The sequence below is a fragment of the Pseudomonas silesiensis genome (assembly GCF_001661075.1).
Classification (GTDB): Bacteria; Pseudomonadota; Gammaproteobacteria; order Pseudomonadales; family Pseudomonadaceae; genus Aquipseudomonas; species Aquipseudomonas silesiensis.
Genome location: NZ_CP014870.1, coordinates 186,904 through 202,109, shown reverse-complemented (window position 1 = coordinate 202,109; position 15,206 = coordinate 186,904). Strand labels below are relative to the sequence as shown.

The following is a 15,206-nucleotide window of genomic DNA, read 5'->3' as shown; positions in this document are numbered from 1 at the left end:
CCAGCTCCTACAGGGGTCGGGTGTTTACAGACCTTCCGCAAGCACCTTCGCCAACATGTCGACAAAGAAATCCACACTCTGGCGCGAGGTGACCATCGGCGGCTTGATCTTGAGGATGTTCAGGTAATCGCCGGTCGGCTGCATGAAAATGCCCAACTCCCGGAGACGATCACACAGTGCCGTGGTTTCTTCAGTCGCCGGTTCCAGGGTTTCACGGTTGCGAATCAGCTCGACGCCCAGGTAAAAGCCGGACCCATGCACCGCGCCCACCAGCGGATGACTATCGATCAGCCCCTCAAGACGCTGCTTGAAATACCCGCCCACGACCTGCGCGTTTTCCCACAGCTTTTCTTCCTCCATCACATCCAGCACCGCCATGCCGATCTGGCAGCTGACCGGGCTACCGCCAGCCGACGAAAAGAAATACCCCTCGGCCTCCAGCGCTTCGGCGATCTCCCTGCGGGTGATGACTGCGCCCAAGGGCTGGCCGTTACCCATGCCCTTGGCCATGGTGATGATGTCCGGCACCACGCCCTGCTCTTCAAAGCCCCAGAAGAAGTTGCCCATGCGCCCGTAACCGACCTGCACTTCGTCGGCGATGCACACGCCGCCCTGGGCGCGAACCAGCCCGTAGACCTGTTGCAAGTAGCCCGGTGGCAGCGAGATACCGCCGGCGTTGCCGTACACCGGCTCGCAGATGAAACCGGCGAGCTGACGGTTCTGCCCGGCGATTTTTGCCAGGTTGTGTTCGACGCTACGCACGTAGTCCGGTGCACTTCCGGCGCCGCGGAATTCGCCACGATAAGTGTTCGGTGCGGTCACCGGATGTACCCAGTCGGGACGGCTGCTCAACGCCTTGGGGTTGTCGGCGATCGAGGTCGAGACCGCGTCCGCGCCCACTGTCCAGCCGTGATAAGCCTCCAGCACGCTGAGCATGTCGCGCCCGCCGCTGTAGGCCCACGCCAGGCGAATCGCCAGGTCATTGGCCTCGCTGCCGCTGTTGACCAGGAATACGCGGTCCATGGAGTCCGGGGACAGTTTCAGCAAGCGTTCGGAGAACTCGGCAATCGCCGCGTAGTTGAACCGCGAGTTGGTGTTGAGCAGCGACCACTGACGGCTGGCGACCGCGGCCATGCGCGGGTGACCATGGCCCAGCACCGCGACGTTGTTGAGCATGTCGAGGTAAGACCGGCCCTGCATGTCGATCAGGTGGTTGCGCCAGCCGCGTTCGATGCGCGGCGGGTCGAGGTAATAGTGTTTTTGCGTGCGGGCGAAGCTGGCGTCGCGGCGCGCCAGCAATGTCGCCGAATCGAGTTCGTCTTGTGCATCGCAGGCCAGCCCCAGCAACGCCGCCGGCGACGGGCACAACGCCTGCCAGGCAGCGGCGCGCGATGGCGAGCAAAAAAGCGGCGCATCAAACGATGTGCCTCGGCACAACTGCACCACCAACGGCCCGCTGACCGAACCCAACACCTGGCCTTTGACCAGCGCCGCACCGGTGTGCAGCGACGGCGTCACGCCCCATAACCGCACGCTCAATTGCGGGCCGTCCAGTTGCAACAGGTTCGGCGCAGGCTGATGCACCACGCCGGCAAACGGCGATTCCACAGCAGAGCCATGGGGCACTTGCAACTCGACGTGCAACGGGAACGTGTCCGGTTCAATGGCACTGTCCGGCCGGGTGCGAGACAGCCGGTATTGCCCATAACGGCTGGCCGCCAGACCGTGAGTCGCAGCCGCTTCGGCCAACAGACGCTGGTCGATTCCTGCCTGCTCCCAGTTACCCGCGTCGAAATGCGGGCTGAGAACGCCCAAATCGATCAAGGCAAACTCACGACCCACCAGCCCCGGCAGCAGCGGCGCAAAACCTTCGCTGTCGATACCCGGCAGGCCCTGACCGACCGCGGCAAGAATCGCCGCCTCCATCAACGCCAACGGCACCGAGGTGGCCACGCGGAAGATTTCCCACTCATGGGTCAGGTTGTCGCGACTGTATTCATTACCCGGATCGATACTGACCTGCTGCTCGCCGCTGAGCACCAGCACCGCCGCCCGCGCGACTATCAGCGGCCAGAGCGCCCGCAGCTCTGCAGGCTGCAACGGATTAACCCGGTGATAGGCCTGGACCGCCGGCAGGATGTAGAAAGGGTCGCCACCAGCGTGATGCAACAATGCTGCGCACGTCACCGACAGATCGGTGATGCGCCAGGTGCGAACCAGGTCGCCGAAATCGATCACGCCCCGCATTTGCCATTGGCGTTGCGAATCACGCTGCCAGACCACGTTGTCGTCGGTGATGTCCATGTGGATGGCCTGCACCGGCAACTTATCCACAAGCGGCTGTAAATGGCGCTCGGCACGTTCGGCCACATCGGCGATCAGCGCGCGTTGCCGATCGTCCTTGATGATTGGCAACAAATGGGCGATTAACGCGTTGGCATGCCGGGCGTCCCATTGCAGCGTGCGTTCGAGACCCGGATGGTCGAAATTGGCCAGTGCCATTGCCATTTCGCCACACAGTCGACCGAACCCGGCCACCACCGAACCGGGCAGATGATCCAGGTGCGTGAGTGACTGGCCTTCGATGAAATCGAGCAGGCGCACATGCACCGATTGGCCGCCGACGTCCAGGGTCAGCAGATCTGCACCATTGTTCGCAGGGATAACCCGCGGCACCTGCACCTCGGGATGTCCAGCCAGATGCCTGAGCCCTGCATGCTGGGCTTGCAGCTCCAGCGCCGAATAATCGCCACGGCAGATTTTCAGGACGAATGGCCCCTGGTCACTGTCAACGCGATAGTTGAGGTCCTGCTGGCTGCCGAGGGCCTGCAACCTGCCGCTCAGCCCGTAATGCCCTTCAAGCAACGCCAGCGCTTGCTCCATGGATACTTGCGGACTGGGCAAACTGGCACGATGAATCAACGTGGCGAGCGGCATACAACGACCCCTTTAATTTTATCAGGCGCCTATATCGCCATTGCCGGGACCGATACGCAACCCCCAACGACGCGCAGACTGCGCCCGCAAGCCTAGGCATAATGCGCCTGTACCCACAGGCGCTTGATGCTCATGACTTCGACCCTACCTCGCAGACCCCGCTGGCGCAGCCTGGCGCTGCTCGCGCTGTGCCTGGCGCCATTGCTGTGGCCGCTGGAGCATCTGGCAGAGCGCTATTACCGCAGCGAACTGGCCGGACAGAACCGTCAGACCCTCGATCTCTACGTCGCCAACCTGTTGGGCACCCTGCACCGCTATGAAGTGCTGCCGCAGATCCTCGGCGAGCTGCCGGCCCTGCGAGCCGTCCTCGGCGCACCGGACGATAGCGTCACCCAGGGCAACGCCAACCGCTTGCTGAAAAACATCAGCGCCCAGACCGGCGCCGAAGTCATGTACCTGATGGACACCACCGGCAAGACCCTGGCCGCGTCCAATTGGGATAAACACGACAGTTTCGTCGGGCGTAACTTTTCCTTCCGGCCCTATTTCAGCGAAGCGATGGCTGGACGGCTCGGGCGCTTTTTCGGGTTGGGCACCACGTCGGCCAAACGCGGTTACTTCTTTGCCGCGGCAGTGCGCAATGGCGAGAAAATTCTCGGCGTGCTGGTGGTCAAGGTTGACCTGGACCATACCGAAAGCCTCTGGGGCAACACCCCGGAGCAACTGCTGCTGACGGACCATAACGGCGTGGTCATCATCACCTCGCGGCCTGAGTGGCGATTCCGTTCGACCCGGCCATTGAGTGAAGAAGAACGCAAGGCCATCATTGCGATTCAACCCTACCCGACCCGCGATCCAAAACCCTTGAATCTCAACCCCGCCGCCTGGCTGACTCAGACCCAACAGATCGAAGAAACCGGTTGGAACGTCAGCATCCTCGCCCCACGAACCCTGATCGATCGCCCGGTGCGCACCGTGGTCGCCATCGGTGGCGCGACACTGTTGGTGTTGATGCTGTTGCTCGGCCTGATGATGCAGCGCCGACGTCACTACCTGGAGCGGATCGCTTTCGAAGCCAAGGCCCGGCACGAACTGGAAGGCCGGGTCGCCGAGCGGACCAGCGACCTGCAAGGCCTCAACCGACGATTGAAAGAGGAAGTGCTCGAGCGCGAACAGGCCCAACAGGAACTGGTTCGCGCCCAGGACGATCTGGTGCAGGCCGGCAAGTTGTCGGCGCTGGGCACCATGTCGGCGAGCATCAGCCACGAACTCAATCAACCGCTCGCCGCGATCCGCAGTTACGCGGAGAACGCCGAAGTCCTGCTGGACCACCAGCGCACCGACGATGCCCGGGGCAACCTCAAGTTGATCAGCGAACTGACCGGGCGCATGGCCTCGATCATTGCTCACCTGCGCGCCTTCGCCCGACGTGATCGCCACGCCCCGGAAAGCGTCGCCCTGCAACCGGCGCTGGACGATGCCCTGGCACTGCTGGCCAAGCGCCGCCGCAGCATGGAAGTCGAACTGATCCGCGACTTGCCGGCCGCCGCCCTGTGGGTTGAGGCCGGGGAAACCCGTCTGCGCCAGGTGCTGGGCAATCTGTTGGCCAATGCCCTCGATGCCCTGACGGAAAAAGGCCCGCCGCGTAAACTCTGGATAAGTGCCCAATCCACCGCCGACGGTGTCACGCTGTACATTCGCGACAACGGCCCCGGCTTCTGCCTGGAGGCACTGGGTCGCGCCAGCGAGCCGTTCTACACCACCAAGACCCGCACCCAGGGTCTTGGGTTGGGGCTGGCGATCTGCGAAACCCTCATGCGCGCCTTTGGCGGGGAACTGTCGTTCTCCAACCACAAGGAAGGCGGCGCCCTGATTACCCTGAAGTTGCGCCCAGGCGCACCGGGCGTGAGCCTGCAACCGTCCGAGGACCGAAGTGCATGACCATCGATAACCGCACCCAGGTGGTATTGATCGACGACGATCCCCACTTGCGCCAGGCCCTGAGCCAGACCCTGGATCTGGCCGGGCTGAAGATCCTGCCGCTCGCCGAAGCCAAGGGCCTGGCCGGGCAACTGGAGCGCGACTGGCCCGGCGTGGTCGTCAGTGACATCCGGATGCCCGGCATGGACGGTATCGAACTGCTGACCGAGCTTCACGCCCAGGACCCGGAGCTGCCGGTGCTGCTGATCACCGGGCACGGCGATGTGCCGCTGGCGGTGCAGGCCATGCGCGCCGGGGCTTATGATTTTCTGGAAAAACCCTTCGCCAGTGACGCACTGCTCGACAGCGTGCGTCGCGCGCTGGCCTTGCGCCGACTGGTGCTGGACAACCGTAGCCTGCGTCTGGCGCTGAGTGATCGTAATGAGCTGAGCGCGCGACTGGTCGGGCAATCGGCGCCGATGCTGCGCCTGCGCGAACAGATCGGGGCATTGGCGGCGACCAAGGCCGATGTGCTGATCCTCGGCGAAACCGGTGCCGGCAAAGAAGTGGTGGCCAGGGCGCTGCATGACCTCTCGAGTCGGCGTAACGGTCCGTTCGTGGCGATCAACGCCGGGGCCCTGGCCGAGTCGGTGGTTGAAAGCGAGCTGTTCGGCCATGAGCCTGGCGCCTTTACCGGCGCGCAGAAGCGCCGGATCGGCAAGTTCGAATTCGCCAACGGCGGCACCCTGTTCCTCGATGAAATCGAAAGCATGAGCCTGGACGTGCAGGTGAAATTGCTGCGCATGCTGCAGGAGCGCGTGGTCGAGCGCCTGGGCGGCAACCAGCTGATCCCGCTGGACATCCGCATCATCGCCGCGACCAAGGAAGACCTGCGCCAGTCCGCCGATCAGGGGCGCTTCCGTGCCGACCTGTATTACCGCCTGAACGTTGCGCCGCTGCGCATTCCGCCCCTGCGTGAGCGCGGTGAAGATGCGCTGATGCTGTTCCAGCATTTTGCCGATGAAGCCAGCGCCCGCCATGGTTTGCCCCCCCATGAACTGCAACCGGCACAACGTGCCCTGCTGCTGCGCCACACCTGGCCTGGCAACGTGCGTGAACTGCAGAACGCTGCGGAACGCTTTGCCCTGGGCCTGGAACTTGCGCTGGACAACAGCGCGCCTGACGCGGCTGCCGGCAGTACGGTAGAGGTGATCGGCGGCGGTCTCAGCGAGCAAGTTGAACACTTTGAAAAGAGCCTGATTGCTGCGGAACTGGCACGCTCTCACAGTTCCGTGCGCAGCCTCGCCGAAGCCTTGGGCATTCCGCGCAAAACCCTGCACGACAAACTGCGCAAGCACGGGCTGAACTTCGCCGACAGCGCGGCCCACACCACCAACGAGGAGCTCGACTGAGCTATCGTCAAACCATCATCTTCATGCCTGAGGCCCGTTAATGAACCGCGACAGCCGTCACCTGGAATCGATCCTTCACCACGACATTCCCCTGACGCGGGACATGGGTCTCAAAGTACTCGACTGGCATGACCAGCAACTGCGCCTGCACCTGCCGCTGGAAGCCAACGTCAACCACAAGAGCACCATGTTCGGTGGCAGCCTGTATTGCGGCGCGGTGCTGGCCGGTTGGGGCTGGCTGCATTTGCGCCTGCGTGAAGCCGGCGTCGAGGACGGGCATATCGTGATTCAGGAAGGGCACATCAGCTATCCGCTGCCGGTGACCCGCGATGCCATCGCGATTTGCCAGGCGCCGAGTGCGGCGCTCTGGAAGAAGTTTCTGGCGACGTATGAGCGGTATGGCCGGGCGCGGTTGACGTTGCATTCAAGGGTTGTGAATGCGGGGAGTGAGGAGGATGCGGTGAGGTTTACCGGGCAGTACGTTCTGCACCGGTAAATCGCAATGCCACAACACCAAATGTGGGAGCTGGCTGGCATTTGGGCAAGTTGTCTCGTCCGCGTCAGGAGCGTGCCAGCTGCAGCAGTTTTTCCCGCCATGCAGCCTTGGCCGGCAGCGCCAGGAAATACTCATTCAACAATGACTCCCGCGCCGGATAGCAGAACGGCTGACCGCGCAAATCCAGTACCTCACCGCCAGCCCCTTCCAATACGCCCTGCGCCGCGGCCGTGTCCCACTGCGAAGTCGGCGCCAGGCGCGGGTAACAATCCGCCGCCCCTTCCGCCAACAAACAAAACTTCAGCGAACTGCCGATATTGGCCAATTGCAGCTCACCCAGGCTATCGCTCAACCCGGCCAGCAAACGCTCCTGCTCCGGACTCGAATGCCGACGACTGGCCACGACCGTGAACGCTTCGCCCGTAGCGGGCACGTCACGCACCTGAATTGGCGCCGGCTCGCGCCCCTTGTCGCCCCGCCAGGCACCCAGCCCTGCGCCACCGACATAAAAGCGGTCGTTGGTCGGCATCGACACCACGCCAAACACCACCCGCCCCTGTTCGATCAACGCGATGTTGACGGTAAATTCTTCGCTGCCCGAGATGAACTCCTTGGTTCCGTCCAACGGGTCCACCAGCCACCAGCGCTGCCAGCCAGCGCGTACGCTGTGCGGGATGTTGGCGTCTTCTTCAGACAACACCGGAATCGTCGGATCCAGCGCGGTCAGCCCGGCCAGAATCAGATGGTGGGCTGCCAGGTCTGCGGCAGTGACCGGCGAGTCGTCAGCCTTGGCGGTCACCGCGGTGCCTATGCGCCAGAACGGCAGGATCGATTCCCCGGCCTTCAATGCCAGCTCGACCACAGGCGCCATCAGCGGATGAGGGAAATTCATGGCAAAAATACCCCGCGCTGAGTCAGCAGATCACGGGCCAGATACAGCGACGCCAAGGCACGCCCTTCTGTGAATCGCGGGTTCTGCGCCAACGACGACAATTCACGCAGGTTGATCTTGTCCACACCCATTGGCTCAGGCTCGTCGCCTTCAAGACGCTCTTCATACAGATCGGTGGCCAGTACCACCTGAATCTTCTGGCTCATGTACCCGGGCGACAACGACAACTCGGTCAGATGCTCCAGTTGCCGCGCGCCATACCCGGCCTCTTCCTTGAGCTCACGCTCGGCCGCCGCCAGCACGTCTTCGCCCGGCTCGATCAAGCCCTTGGGCAGGGACAACTCGTATTCATCGGTGCCACCGCAATACTCTTCGACCAGCACTGCATGGTCCGCATCCAGCATCGCCACGATCATCACTGCGCCATACCCGGCGCCCTTCCCGACCAGTCGCTCATAAGTGCGCTCCACACCGTTGGAAAAGCGCAACTGCAACGCTTCGACGCAGAATAAACGGCTGGTGGCGACGATCTCGCGGGCGAGGATGGTGGGTTTCTGGCGCATGAGCGGCTCCTGGGTGATAGCGGGTTACTATACCCGGCCTATCCTGATTGTTTACCCCGGATATCTTTTTTACCGCTGGAGAAGTTTTTTATGTCCCTGCTGCCCTGGCACGACATCGACACCGTTCTGCTGGACATGGACGGCACGCTGCTGGACCTGCACTTCGACAATCATTTCTGGCTGGAGCACCTGCCCCAGCGCTACGCCGAGTTGCACGGGGTCAGCCGGGCCATGGCCGAAATGGAATTGCAGCCACTGTTCGAACGCCATGCCGGCCAGTTGCAGTGGTACTGCCTGGATTTCTGGAGCGCCGAACTGAAGCTGTCGGTGCGCGAGCTGAAACTGGAGACCGCCCACCTGATCGCCCTGCGCCCGGATGCGGACACGTTCCTGGCGGCGATCAAGCAGGCCGGCAAGCGCGTGGTGCTAATCACCAACGCCCACCGCGATTCACTGTCACTGAAGCTGGAAAAAATCGAACTGGCACCGTACTTCGAGCGTTTGATCAGCTCTCACGAATACGGTTTCCCCAAGGAAAACCCGCAGTTCTGGGATGCCTTGCAGGCGGACATCGGTTTTGACCCGGGGCGCAGCCTGTTTATCGACGACACCTTGCCGATCCTGCGCAGTGCACGGGATTTTGGTGTGGCGCATTTGTTGGCGGTGAGTGAGCCGGACAGCCGCAAGGGACCGAAGGACACGGCCGAGTTTGCGGCGGTTGGGGATTATCGGGAGCTCATTGCAGGGCTTTAGACAGAGTCGCCTGCATCACGGGCAAGCCACGCTCTGTAGGAGCGAGGCTTGCCCGCGAAGGCCATCACACAGACTTGAGCCTTACTCAGGAATCCGCAACGACTGCCCCGGATAAATCTTGTTCACATCCTTGAGCATCGGCTTATTGGCCTCGAAGATTTTTTGATACTTGTTGGCATCGCCATACACGCGCAAGGAAATCGCACTAAGGGTGTCGCCCTTCACAACCGTGACAAAGGTAGCAGCCTTCACCACCGGCCCGGTCACCGTAATCTGGTCATCGACGCTCCCCACGCCGGCGATGTTGCCCACCGCCAACAGAATCTTTTCCTTCTCTTCCTGACTGCCGACTTCACCCGTCACGGTGACCTTGTCGCCATCCACTGTCGCCTGCACATTCGGGTTACCCAGGCCGACCTTACTGATGTGCTCCTTCAACTGCTCGCTGGCATTGGCATTGCCCGGCGTCAGCAGATCGATAAGCTTTTCGCCTGCTTCTTTCACAAAGCTAAAAATACTCATGGTGCACTCTCCTTGGGTTTTAGGTTCCAGACCCAAAAGCCTAGACCAAGGTTGTAACCCTCGATTGCCACCCGACCAATGACGCCGCTTCCCCCCAAGCGCTAGAATCCGGAGCCTCACCGCGCACTGGAGCGAAGATGGACATCAAGCAGCTGAAATTCCTCATCGCCCTCGACGAAACCCGCCATTTCGGCCAGGCCGCGGCGCGCTGCCACATCACTCAGCCGACCCTGTCCATGCGCCTGCGCAGCCTCGAAGAAGAACTCCAGTTGCCATTGGTCAACCGTGGCCAGCGCTTCGAAGGCTTCACCGCTCCGGGCGAACGGGTGCTGGCATGGGCACGCACCGTACTGGCCGCCTGCGACGGCTTGCAGGCCGAAGCGGCTGCCTGTCGCGGCAACCTGGTCGGTACGCTGCGGCTGGGCGTAGTGCCATTATCGAGCTTCGATCCGCTGCCATTGATGCAACAACTGCACGCCGAGCACCCGAACCTGCGCTTCGAACTCTCATCCCTGAGCTCCGAACAAATCCTCGAACAACTGGCGAACAATCGCCTGGACATCGGCGTCTCGTACCTGGAACGCCTGGACGGTGAGCGCTTCGATTCCCTGGCGTTCAATGAAACCCGCATGGGTCTGCTCTACGATCAACGCTTCTACACCTTCGGCGAAGCCGCGTTGAGCTGGGAATCGTTGATCGAATTGCCACTGGGCATGCTCACCAGCGGCATGCATTTTCGCCAATCCATCGACCACAATTTCCACAGCCGTGGCCTGAACCCACAGCCATTGCTACAGACCGACGCCGTGCATCAACTGATACAAGCCGTGCACGGGGGCTTGTGCTGCGCCGTGATGCCGTTGGAGGGCGGCCTGGAAAACCTCACTGATCATTTGCGCCTGCAGCCCATCGAAAACGCGCAGACCCTCGGCAAATTGGGGCTGATCATGCGTCGCAGCGCGCCACGTTCGGCGTTGGCAGAGGCCTGTTTCGCGATCTATCAGAAATCGTCGGCAGCCTCTTGATCGACGGCATCTATCGGCAGATCAGTAATAGCGATTAGACGCGACAAGTTGACGCGCATAGGCTTAAAGCTGACCAAACCGTCGGTGATGCCCATGAACGCCAAGCGCCCTGATTGCGCGGCGCCTGCCCTCGAAACGCCCGCGCCCGCTGCCAGCCAGACCTACAGCTACAGCAACCTGCGCCAAACCGAAACGCAAAGCGCCGAATCGGACAGCACTGCGCTGGCCGAGGAAGTCGCGCTGGCGATCGCCTATAACGGCATCAGCCAAGCGGTGATGCTGGTGACGCCATCGGACCTCGAGGATTTCATCGTCGGCTTCAGCCTTGGCAGCGGCATCATCGAAGACGTCTGCGACATCTACGACTTGCAACTCAGCGGCTCGGGTTCGGCGCAGTACGCGCAAGTGACTATCGCCAACAGAGCCTTCTGGAATCTCAAGCAGCAGCGTCGGCAACTGGCGGGCACCAGCGGTTGCGGGCTCTGTGGTGTAGAAGCGGTCGAACAGGCGTTGCCCGACCTCAAGGTTTTACCCGGCGCCCCTCTGCCGCCAGTGGAATGGCTCGACGGTCTGCGCCAACGCATCGGCGCGTTCCAGCCCCTCGGTCAATACAGCGGCGCGGTGCACGCGGCGGTGTTCATGGACGCCAAGGGCGAATTGCTGCTGGGCCGTGAAGACATCGGCCGGCACAACGCCCTCGACAAGCTGATTGGCGGGCTGATCCGGCAGAAGATCACGACTGAAGGTGGCCTGGCTATTGTCACCAGTCGTTGCAGTCTCGAATTGATCCAGAAAGTACTGCGCGCCGGCATCCAGACCCTGGTCAGCCTGTCGTCGCCCACGGGCCTTGCCGTGCAATGGGCCCGCCGCCATAACCTCAATCTCATCCACCTGCCGCAAAAAAGCGCGCCCCGGGTCTACAGCCCGGCATTGGAGAATCAAGCGTGAGTCAACATCGTCAAGCCGACCAGAAACCCGTCCCCCGCTATAAGCCCTACAAAGGCCCGGCCGGTGGCTGGGGCGCACTGATCAGCGTGGCCCAGGCCTGGTTGACCAGCGACAATGCCCTGAAAAACCTGCGGATAATGCTCAAGACCAACCAGAACGGCGGCTTCGACTGCCCCGGTTGCGCGTGGGGCGATTCTCCGGAAAAGGGCCTGGTGATGTTCTGCGAGAACGGCGCCAAAGCGGTCAACTGGGAAGCGACCAAACGGCGTGTCGATGCAGCGTTCTTCGCCAAACACAGCGTCAGCCAGTTGCTGGAGCAGAGCGACTATTGGCTGGAATACCAGGGCCGTCTGACCGAGCCGATGCGCTACGACGCCGAGACTGATCGCTACAAGCCGATCAGCTGGGAAGCGGCGTTCGCGCTGATCGGTAATCACTTGCAAGGGTTGTCGAGCCCGGATCAGGCCGAGTTCTACACCTCGGGCCGAGCCAGCAACGAAGCGGCGTACTTGTATCAACTGTTCGTGCGCGCCTACGGCACCAACAATTTCCCCGACTGCTCGAACATGTGCCACGAGGCCAGCGGCGTGGCGCTGGCGCAAAGTGTCGGCGTCGGCAAAGGCACCGTGACCTTCAACGACTTCGAACACGCCGATGCGATTTTCGTATGGGGCCAGAACCCCGGCACCAACCATCCACGGATGCTCGAACCTTTGCGCGAAGCAGTGAAACGCGGCGCGCAAGTGGTCTGTGTCAACCCACTGAAAGAGCGGGGACTGGAGCGCTTCCAGCACCCGCAACACCCGATCGAAATGCTCACCAACGGCGACAAGCCGACCAACACCGCCTACTTCCGCCCGGCCCTCGGTGGCGACATGGCGATCCTGCGCGGCATGGCCAAATTCTTGCTGCAATGGGAGCGCGACGCCCAGAAGGCCGGCGAACCCGCCGTGTTTGATCACGATTTCCTCAATGAACACAGCGTCAACGTGCTGGACTACCTCAGCGTCATCGACGGCACCTCCTGGGCGCAAATCGTCGAGCAGTCCGGCCTGACGCTGGTGGAGATCGAGCAAGCCGCTCGCATGTACGCCAAGGGCAAGAACGTGATCATGTGCTGGGCGATGGGCATCACCCAGCATCGCCATTCGGTGGCGACCATCCAGGAAATCGCCAACCTGATGTTGCTGCGCGGCAACATCGGCCGACCGGGCGCCGGTCTGTGCCCGGTGCGTGGCCACAGTAACGTGCAGGGCGACCGGACCATGGGCATCAATGAATGCCCGCCGGTGGCGTTCCTCGATTCGCTGGAGCGGCGCTTCAAGTTTACGGTGCCCCGGAAAAACGGCCACAACGTGGTCGAGGCGATTCACGCCATGGCCGATGGCCGTGCGAAGGTGTTCATCGGCCTGGGCGGTAACTTCGCCCAAGCCACGCCGGACAGCAACCGCACCTTCCAGGCCCTGGCCAATTGCGACCTGACCGTACAGATCAGCACCAAGCTCAATCGCAGCCACCTGGCTCATGGCAAGAACGCGCTGATCCTGCCGTGCCTGGGCCGCACCGACATCGATATCCAGACCGAAGGCGCGCAAGCGGTGACCGTGGAAGACTCGTTCAGCATGGTCCACTCCTCAAACGGTCAGTTGCAGCCACTGTCGAACCAGATGCGCTCGGAGCCGGCGATCATCGCGGGTATCGCTGCCGCGACCCTGGGCAGCCAACCGGTGGACTGGCACTGGCTGGTGGCCGACTACAGCCGTATCCGCGACCTGATCGCCGACACCATTCCAGGCTTTGGCGACTTCAATGAGAAAATCCGTAATCCAGGCGGCTTCTACCTGGGCAACAGCGCCGCTGCCCGTCGCTGGGCTACGCCATCCGGACGGGCGAATTTCCGCCCGAACAGTTTGCCCAGGGATCTGGTGCACGAACGCACGCGTGCCACCGGGGTGTTGCCGGACCTGATCATGCAGTCAATGCGCTCCCACGATCAGTACAACACCACCATTTATGGCCTCAATGACCGTTATCGCGGGGTCAAGGGTCAGCGGGACGTGTTGTTTGTGAACGAGGCCGACATCATTCGCCTGGGGTTCAAGCCAGGGCAGAAGGCAGACATTGTTTCGATCTGGGATGATGGCCGCGAACGCCGGGTGAAAGGCTTTACGCTGCTGGCGTTTGATATTCCTGCCGGGCAAGCGGCGGCTTACTATCCGGAGGTCAATCCGCTGGTGCCGCTGGAAAGCATCGGGGATGGCAGCCAGACGCCGACGTCGAAGTTTGTGGCTATCCGGTTGGAAGCGGCGAGTGAGACTGGGCTTATCATGGCCAAATCGGCTTGATGCTTAGCCTGATCTGACGCCTTCGCGAGCAAGTCGAATCGTCGCACCGCCGCTCCCACCTTCGATTGCGTTCCTTCTGGAAGAGCTCGGTTAACTGTGGGAGCGACGGTGCGACGATTCGACTTGCTCGCGAAAGCGATAGAGCATTCAACGGATCTTCCGGATCAATTACTTTCCAATCGCCCACAAAAAAGGCCGTTTTTTCACAAAAACGGCCATTCCGAAGTAACTAAAGACCCGCGAAAAACCATTAAGTTCCGCCTAAAAAACAGTAACTTAGAGAAATGTGTTGAAGTCGTGTTACTCGTCGGATTTCGATTGTAACAACCATGACACAGCCTCAGGATCGCGTCGTCATCCCCTTGAGGTTTCTCTATGAAGTTCTCCTCGATTCTCTTGTTGTCCCTTGGCCTGGTCAGTGGCTTCGCTTCTGCCGGCGGCACCACCGAAGCAGGTGTGGGCGGCGCATTGGGCGGGGTTCTGGGCTCGGTCGTCGGTCAATCGTTAGGCGGCAGTACAGGTTCCACCATTGGCGCGGCCCTGGGCGGCGCGGGTGGTAGCGCAGTTGGCGCAGACAAACGCAGCCGTGGCGAAGCCGCCATTGGTGGTGCGTTGGGCGCAGCAGGCGGTAACGTGGTCGGCCGCAGCATGGGCGGCACCACTGGCAGCCTGATCGGCTCCGCAGCAGGTGGCGGTGCCGGTGGCGCGCTGGGTAACTACATGGGCAACAAGAGCGATGACGACGATGATGATCGTCGTCGCTCTTATCGTGGCGATGATCGTCGCTACTCCCGGGACGGCCACCCGGGTCGTGGCCATGCCTACGGGCATCGCAAACATCACAAGCACTACCGTCGTCACTGAGGCCTGAACGGCTCCACTGGCAGGTAGATCAAAAAATCGCAGCCCGAGGGCTGCGATTTTTTTTGCCCCTCAAACCACCAATTGCTCCAGCGACCCGCGCAGCGCGGCAGGAATCGCCACCGGCAGATTCGACGTCCGATCCACGAACACATGAACAAAACGCCCCGCCGCACAAGCCTCCGCCTCCCCGGCCTTGAACACAGCCAGCTCATACTGAACCGAACTGTTGCCCAACTTGCCCACGCGCAAACCGATCTCGATCCGGTCAGGGAAAGCAATGGAGGCAAAGTAATCGCAAGCCGAACTGACGACAAAACCCACGACTTCGCCGTCATGGATATCCAGGCCGCCGACTTCGATCAGATAGGTATTCACCGCCGTGTCGAAGAAGCTGTAGTAGGTGACGTTGTTGATGTGGCCATAGGCATCGTTGTCATGCCAACGGGTGGTGATGGGCTGGAAGTGGAGGTAGTCGGTGCGTTGGGGCATCGGGGTGGACATCAGTGTCGGTTCCTTGAGTTGGATTGCG

Annotated in this window: 13 protein-coding genes; 8 read left to right on the top strand and 5 right to left on the bottom strand. The window is 61.7% G+C overall.

The genetic code is table 11. From position 1 onward, the window contains the following. Positions 1-24: 24 nt before the first annotated feature. Positions 25-2,937 (bottom strand): aminotransferase, encoded by a 2,913-nt coding sequence (locus PMA3_RS00920; RefSeq protein WP_064675412.1) that lies wholly within the window; start codon positions 2,935-2,937, stop codon positions 25-27. A 132-nt stretch (positions 2,938-3,069) separates the two neighbouring features. Between PMA3_RS00920 and PMA3_RS00915 the strand changes: the two genes are divergently transcribed. The 3 genes from PMA3_RS00915 to PMA3_RS00905 are packed head-to-tail and all read left to right on the top strand — an operon-like array spanning position 3,070 to position 6,765. After that, positions 3,070-4,878, top strand: a complete 1,809-nt coding sequence (locus PMA3_RS00915) for a sensor histidine kinase (protein ID WP_064680591.1) — start codon at positions 3,070-3,072, stop codon at positions 4,876-4,878. Continuing rightward, positions 4,875-6,269 (top strand): sigma-54-dependent transcriptional regulator, encoded by a 1,395-nt coding sequence (locus PMA3_RS00910; protein WP_064675411.1) that lies wholly within the window; start codon positions 4,875-4,877, stop codon positions 6,267-6,269. Before PMA3_RS00915 ends, PMA3_RS00910 begins: the two co-directional genes overlap by 4 nt. 40 nt (positions 6,270-6,309) lie before the next feature. Further along, positions 6,310-6,765 (top strand): thioesterase domain-containing protein, encoded by a 456-nt coding sequence (locus tag PMA3_RS00905; RefSeq protein ID WP_064675410.1) that lies wholly within the window; start codon positions 6,310-6,312, stop codon positions 6,763-6,765. Positions 6,766-6,829: 64 nt separating this feature from the next. On the opposite strand, the gene cysQ is transcribed toward PMA3_RS00905, so the two are convergent. Beyond that, a complete protein-coding gene (cysQ, locus tag PMA3_RS00900) occupies positions 6,830-7,657 on the bottom strand; it encodes a 3'(2'),5'-bisphosphate nucleotidase CysQ (protein WP_064675409.1) in 828 nt (275 codons plus the stop codon). Beyond that, on the bottom strand, positions 7,654-8,220 hold the full coding sequence (nudE, locus tag PMA3_RS00895; protein ID WP_064675408.1) for an ADP compounds hydrolase NudE: 567 nt from the start codon (positions 8,218-8,220) through the stop codon (positions 7,654-7,656). Before nudE ends, cysQ begins: the two co-directional genes overlap by 4 nt. A 90-nt stretch (positions 8,221-8,310) precedes the next feature. Between nudE and yrfG the strand changes: the two genes are divergently transcribed. Continuing rightward, positions 8,311-8,973 carry a GMP/IMP nucleotidase gene (yrfG, locus tag PMA3_RS00890; protein WP_064675407.1) on the top strand — a complete coding sequence of 221 codons (663 nt, stop codon included), beginning with the start codon at positions 8,311-8,313 and terminating at the stop codon, positions 8,971-8,973. An 81-nt stretch (positions 8,974-9,054) separates the two neighbouring features. Here the strand turns inward: yrfG and lysM are convergent, their stop codons facing one another. After that, positions 9,055-9,495 carry a peptidoglycan-binding protein LysM gene (lysM, locus tag PMA3_RS00885; protein ID WP_017335932.1) on the bottom strand — a complete coding sequence of 147 codons (441 nt, stop codon included), beginning with the start codon at positions 9,493-9,495 and terminating at the stop codon, positions 9,055-9,057. 137 nt (positions 9,496-9,632) lie between these two features. On the opposite strand from lysM, the gene PMA3_RS00880 reads away from it, so the two are divergent. The 4 genes from PMA3_RS00880 to PMA3_RS00865 all read left to right on the top strand — a co-directional run bounded on the left by PMA3_RS00880 (position 9,633) and on the right by PMA3_RS00865 (position 14,677). Beyond that, entirely contained in the window at positions 9,633-10,520 is an 888-nt protein-coding gene (locus tag PMA3_RS00880; RefSeq protein ID WP_064675406.1) for a LysR family transcriptional regulator, read from the top strand. Between the two features lie 93 nt (positions 10,521-10,613). Next, the gene (fdhD, locus tag PMA3_RS00875; RefSeq protein ID WP_064675405.1) at positions 10,614-11,468 is read left to right on the top strand and encodes a formate dehydrogenase accessory sulfurtransferase FdhD; all 855 of its coding nucleotides are present in this window, start codon (positions 10,614-10,616) and stop codon (positions 11,466-11,468) included. Then, a complete protein-coding gene (locus tag PMA3_RS00870) occupies positions 11,465-13,813 on the top strand; it encodes an FdhF/YdeP family oxidoreductase (protein ID WP_064675404.1) in 2,349 nt (782 codons plus the stop codon). Before fdhD ends, PMA3_RS00870 begins: the two co-directional genes overlap by 4 nt. A 375-nt stretch (positions 13,814-14,188) precedes the next feature. After that, positions 14,189-14,677: a glycine zipper domain-containing protein gene (locus PMA3_RS00865; RefSeq protein ID WP_064675403.1), complete on the top strand. Its 489-nt coding sequence runs from the start codon at positions 14,189-14,191 to the stop codon at positions 14,675-14,677. Positions 14,678-14,746: 69 nt separating this feature from the next. Here the strand turns inward: PMA3_RS00865 and PMA3_RS00860 are convergent, their stop codons facing one another. Continuing rightward, positions 14,747-15,178 carry an acyl-CoA thioesterase gene (locus PMA3_RS00860; protein ID WP_064675402.1) on the bottom strand — a complete coding sequence of 144 codons (432 nt, stop codon included), beginning with the start codon at positions 15,176-15,178 and terminating at the stop codon, positions 14,747-14,749. Positions 15,179-15,206: the final 28 nt, after the last annotated feature.

Bases quoted from the DNA above. Each gene is read 5' to 3' on its own strand.
- PMA3_RS00920 (WP_064675412.1), bottom strand. From the start codon at position 2,937: ATGCCGCTCGCCACGTTGATTCATCGTGCCAGTTTGCCCAGTCCGCAA.
- PMA3_RS00915 (WP_064680591.1), top strand. From the start codon at position 3,070: ATGACTTCGACCCTACCTCGCAGACCCCGCTGGCGCAGCCTGGCGCTG.
- PMA3_RS00910 (WP_064675411.1), top strand. From the start codon at position 4,875: ATGACCATCGATAACCGCACCCAGGTGGTATTGATCGACGACGATCCC.
- PMA3_RS00905 (WP_064675410.1), top strand. From the start codon at position 6,310: ATGAACCGCGACAGCCGTCACCTGGAATCGATCCTTCACCACGACATT.
- cysQ (WP_064675409.1), bottom strand. From the start codon at position 7,657: ATGAATTTCCCTCATCCGCTGATGGCGCCTGTGGTCGAGCTGGCATTG.
- nudE (WP_064675408.1), bottom strand. From the start codon at position 8,220: ATGCGCCAGAAACCCACCATCCTCGCCCGCGAGATCGTCGCCACCAGC.
- yrfG (WP_064675407.1), top strand. From the start codon at position 8,311: ATGTCCCTGCTGCCCTGGCACGACATCGACACCGTTCTGCTGGACATG.
- lysM (WP_017335932.1), bottom strand. From the start codon at position 9,495: ATGAGTATTTTTAGCTTTGTGAAAGAAGCAGGCGAAAAGCTTATCGAT.
- PMA3_RS00880 (WP_064675406.1), top strand. From the start codon at position 9,633: ATGGACATCAAGCAGCTGAAATTCCTCATCGCCCTCGACGAAACCCGC.
- fdhD (WP_064675405.1), top strand. From the start codon at position 10,614: ATGAACGCCAAGCGCCCTGATTGCGCGGCGCCTGCCCTCGAAACGCCC.
- PMA3_RS00865 (WP_064675403.1), top strand. From the start codon at position 14,189: ATGAAGTTCTCCTCGATTCTCTTGTTGTCCCTTGGCCTGGTCAGTGGC.
- PMA3_RS00860 (WP_064675402.1), bottom strand. From the start codon at position 15,178: ATGTCCACCCCGATGCCCCAACGCACCGACTACCTCCACTTCCAGCCC.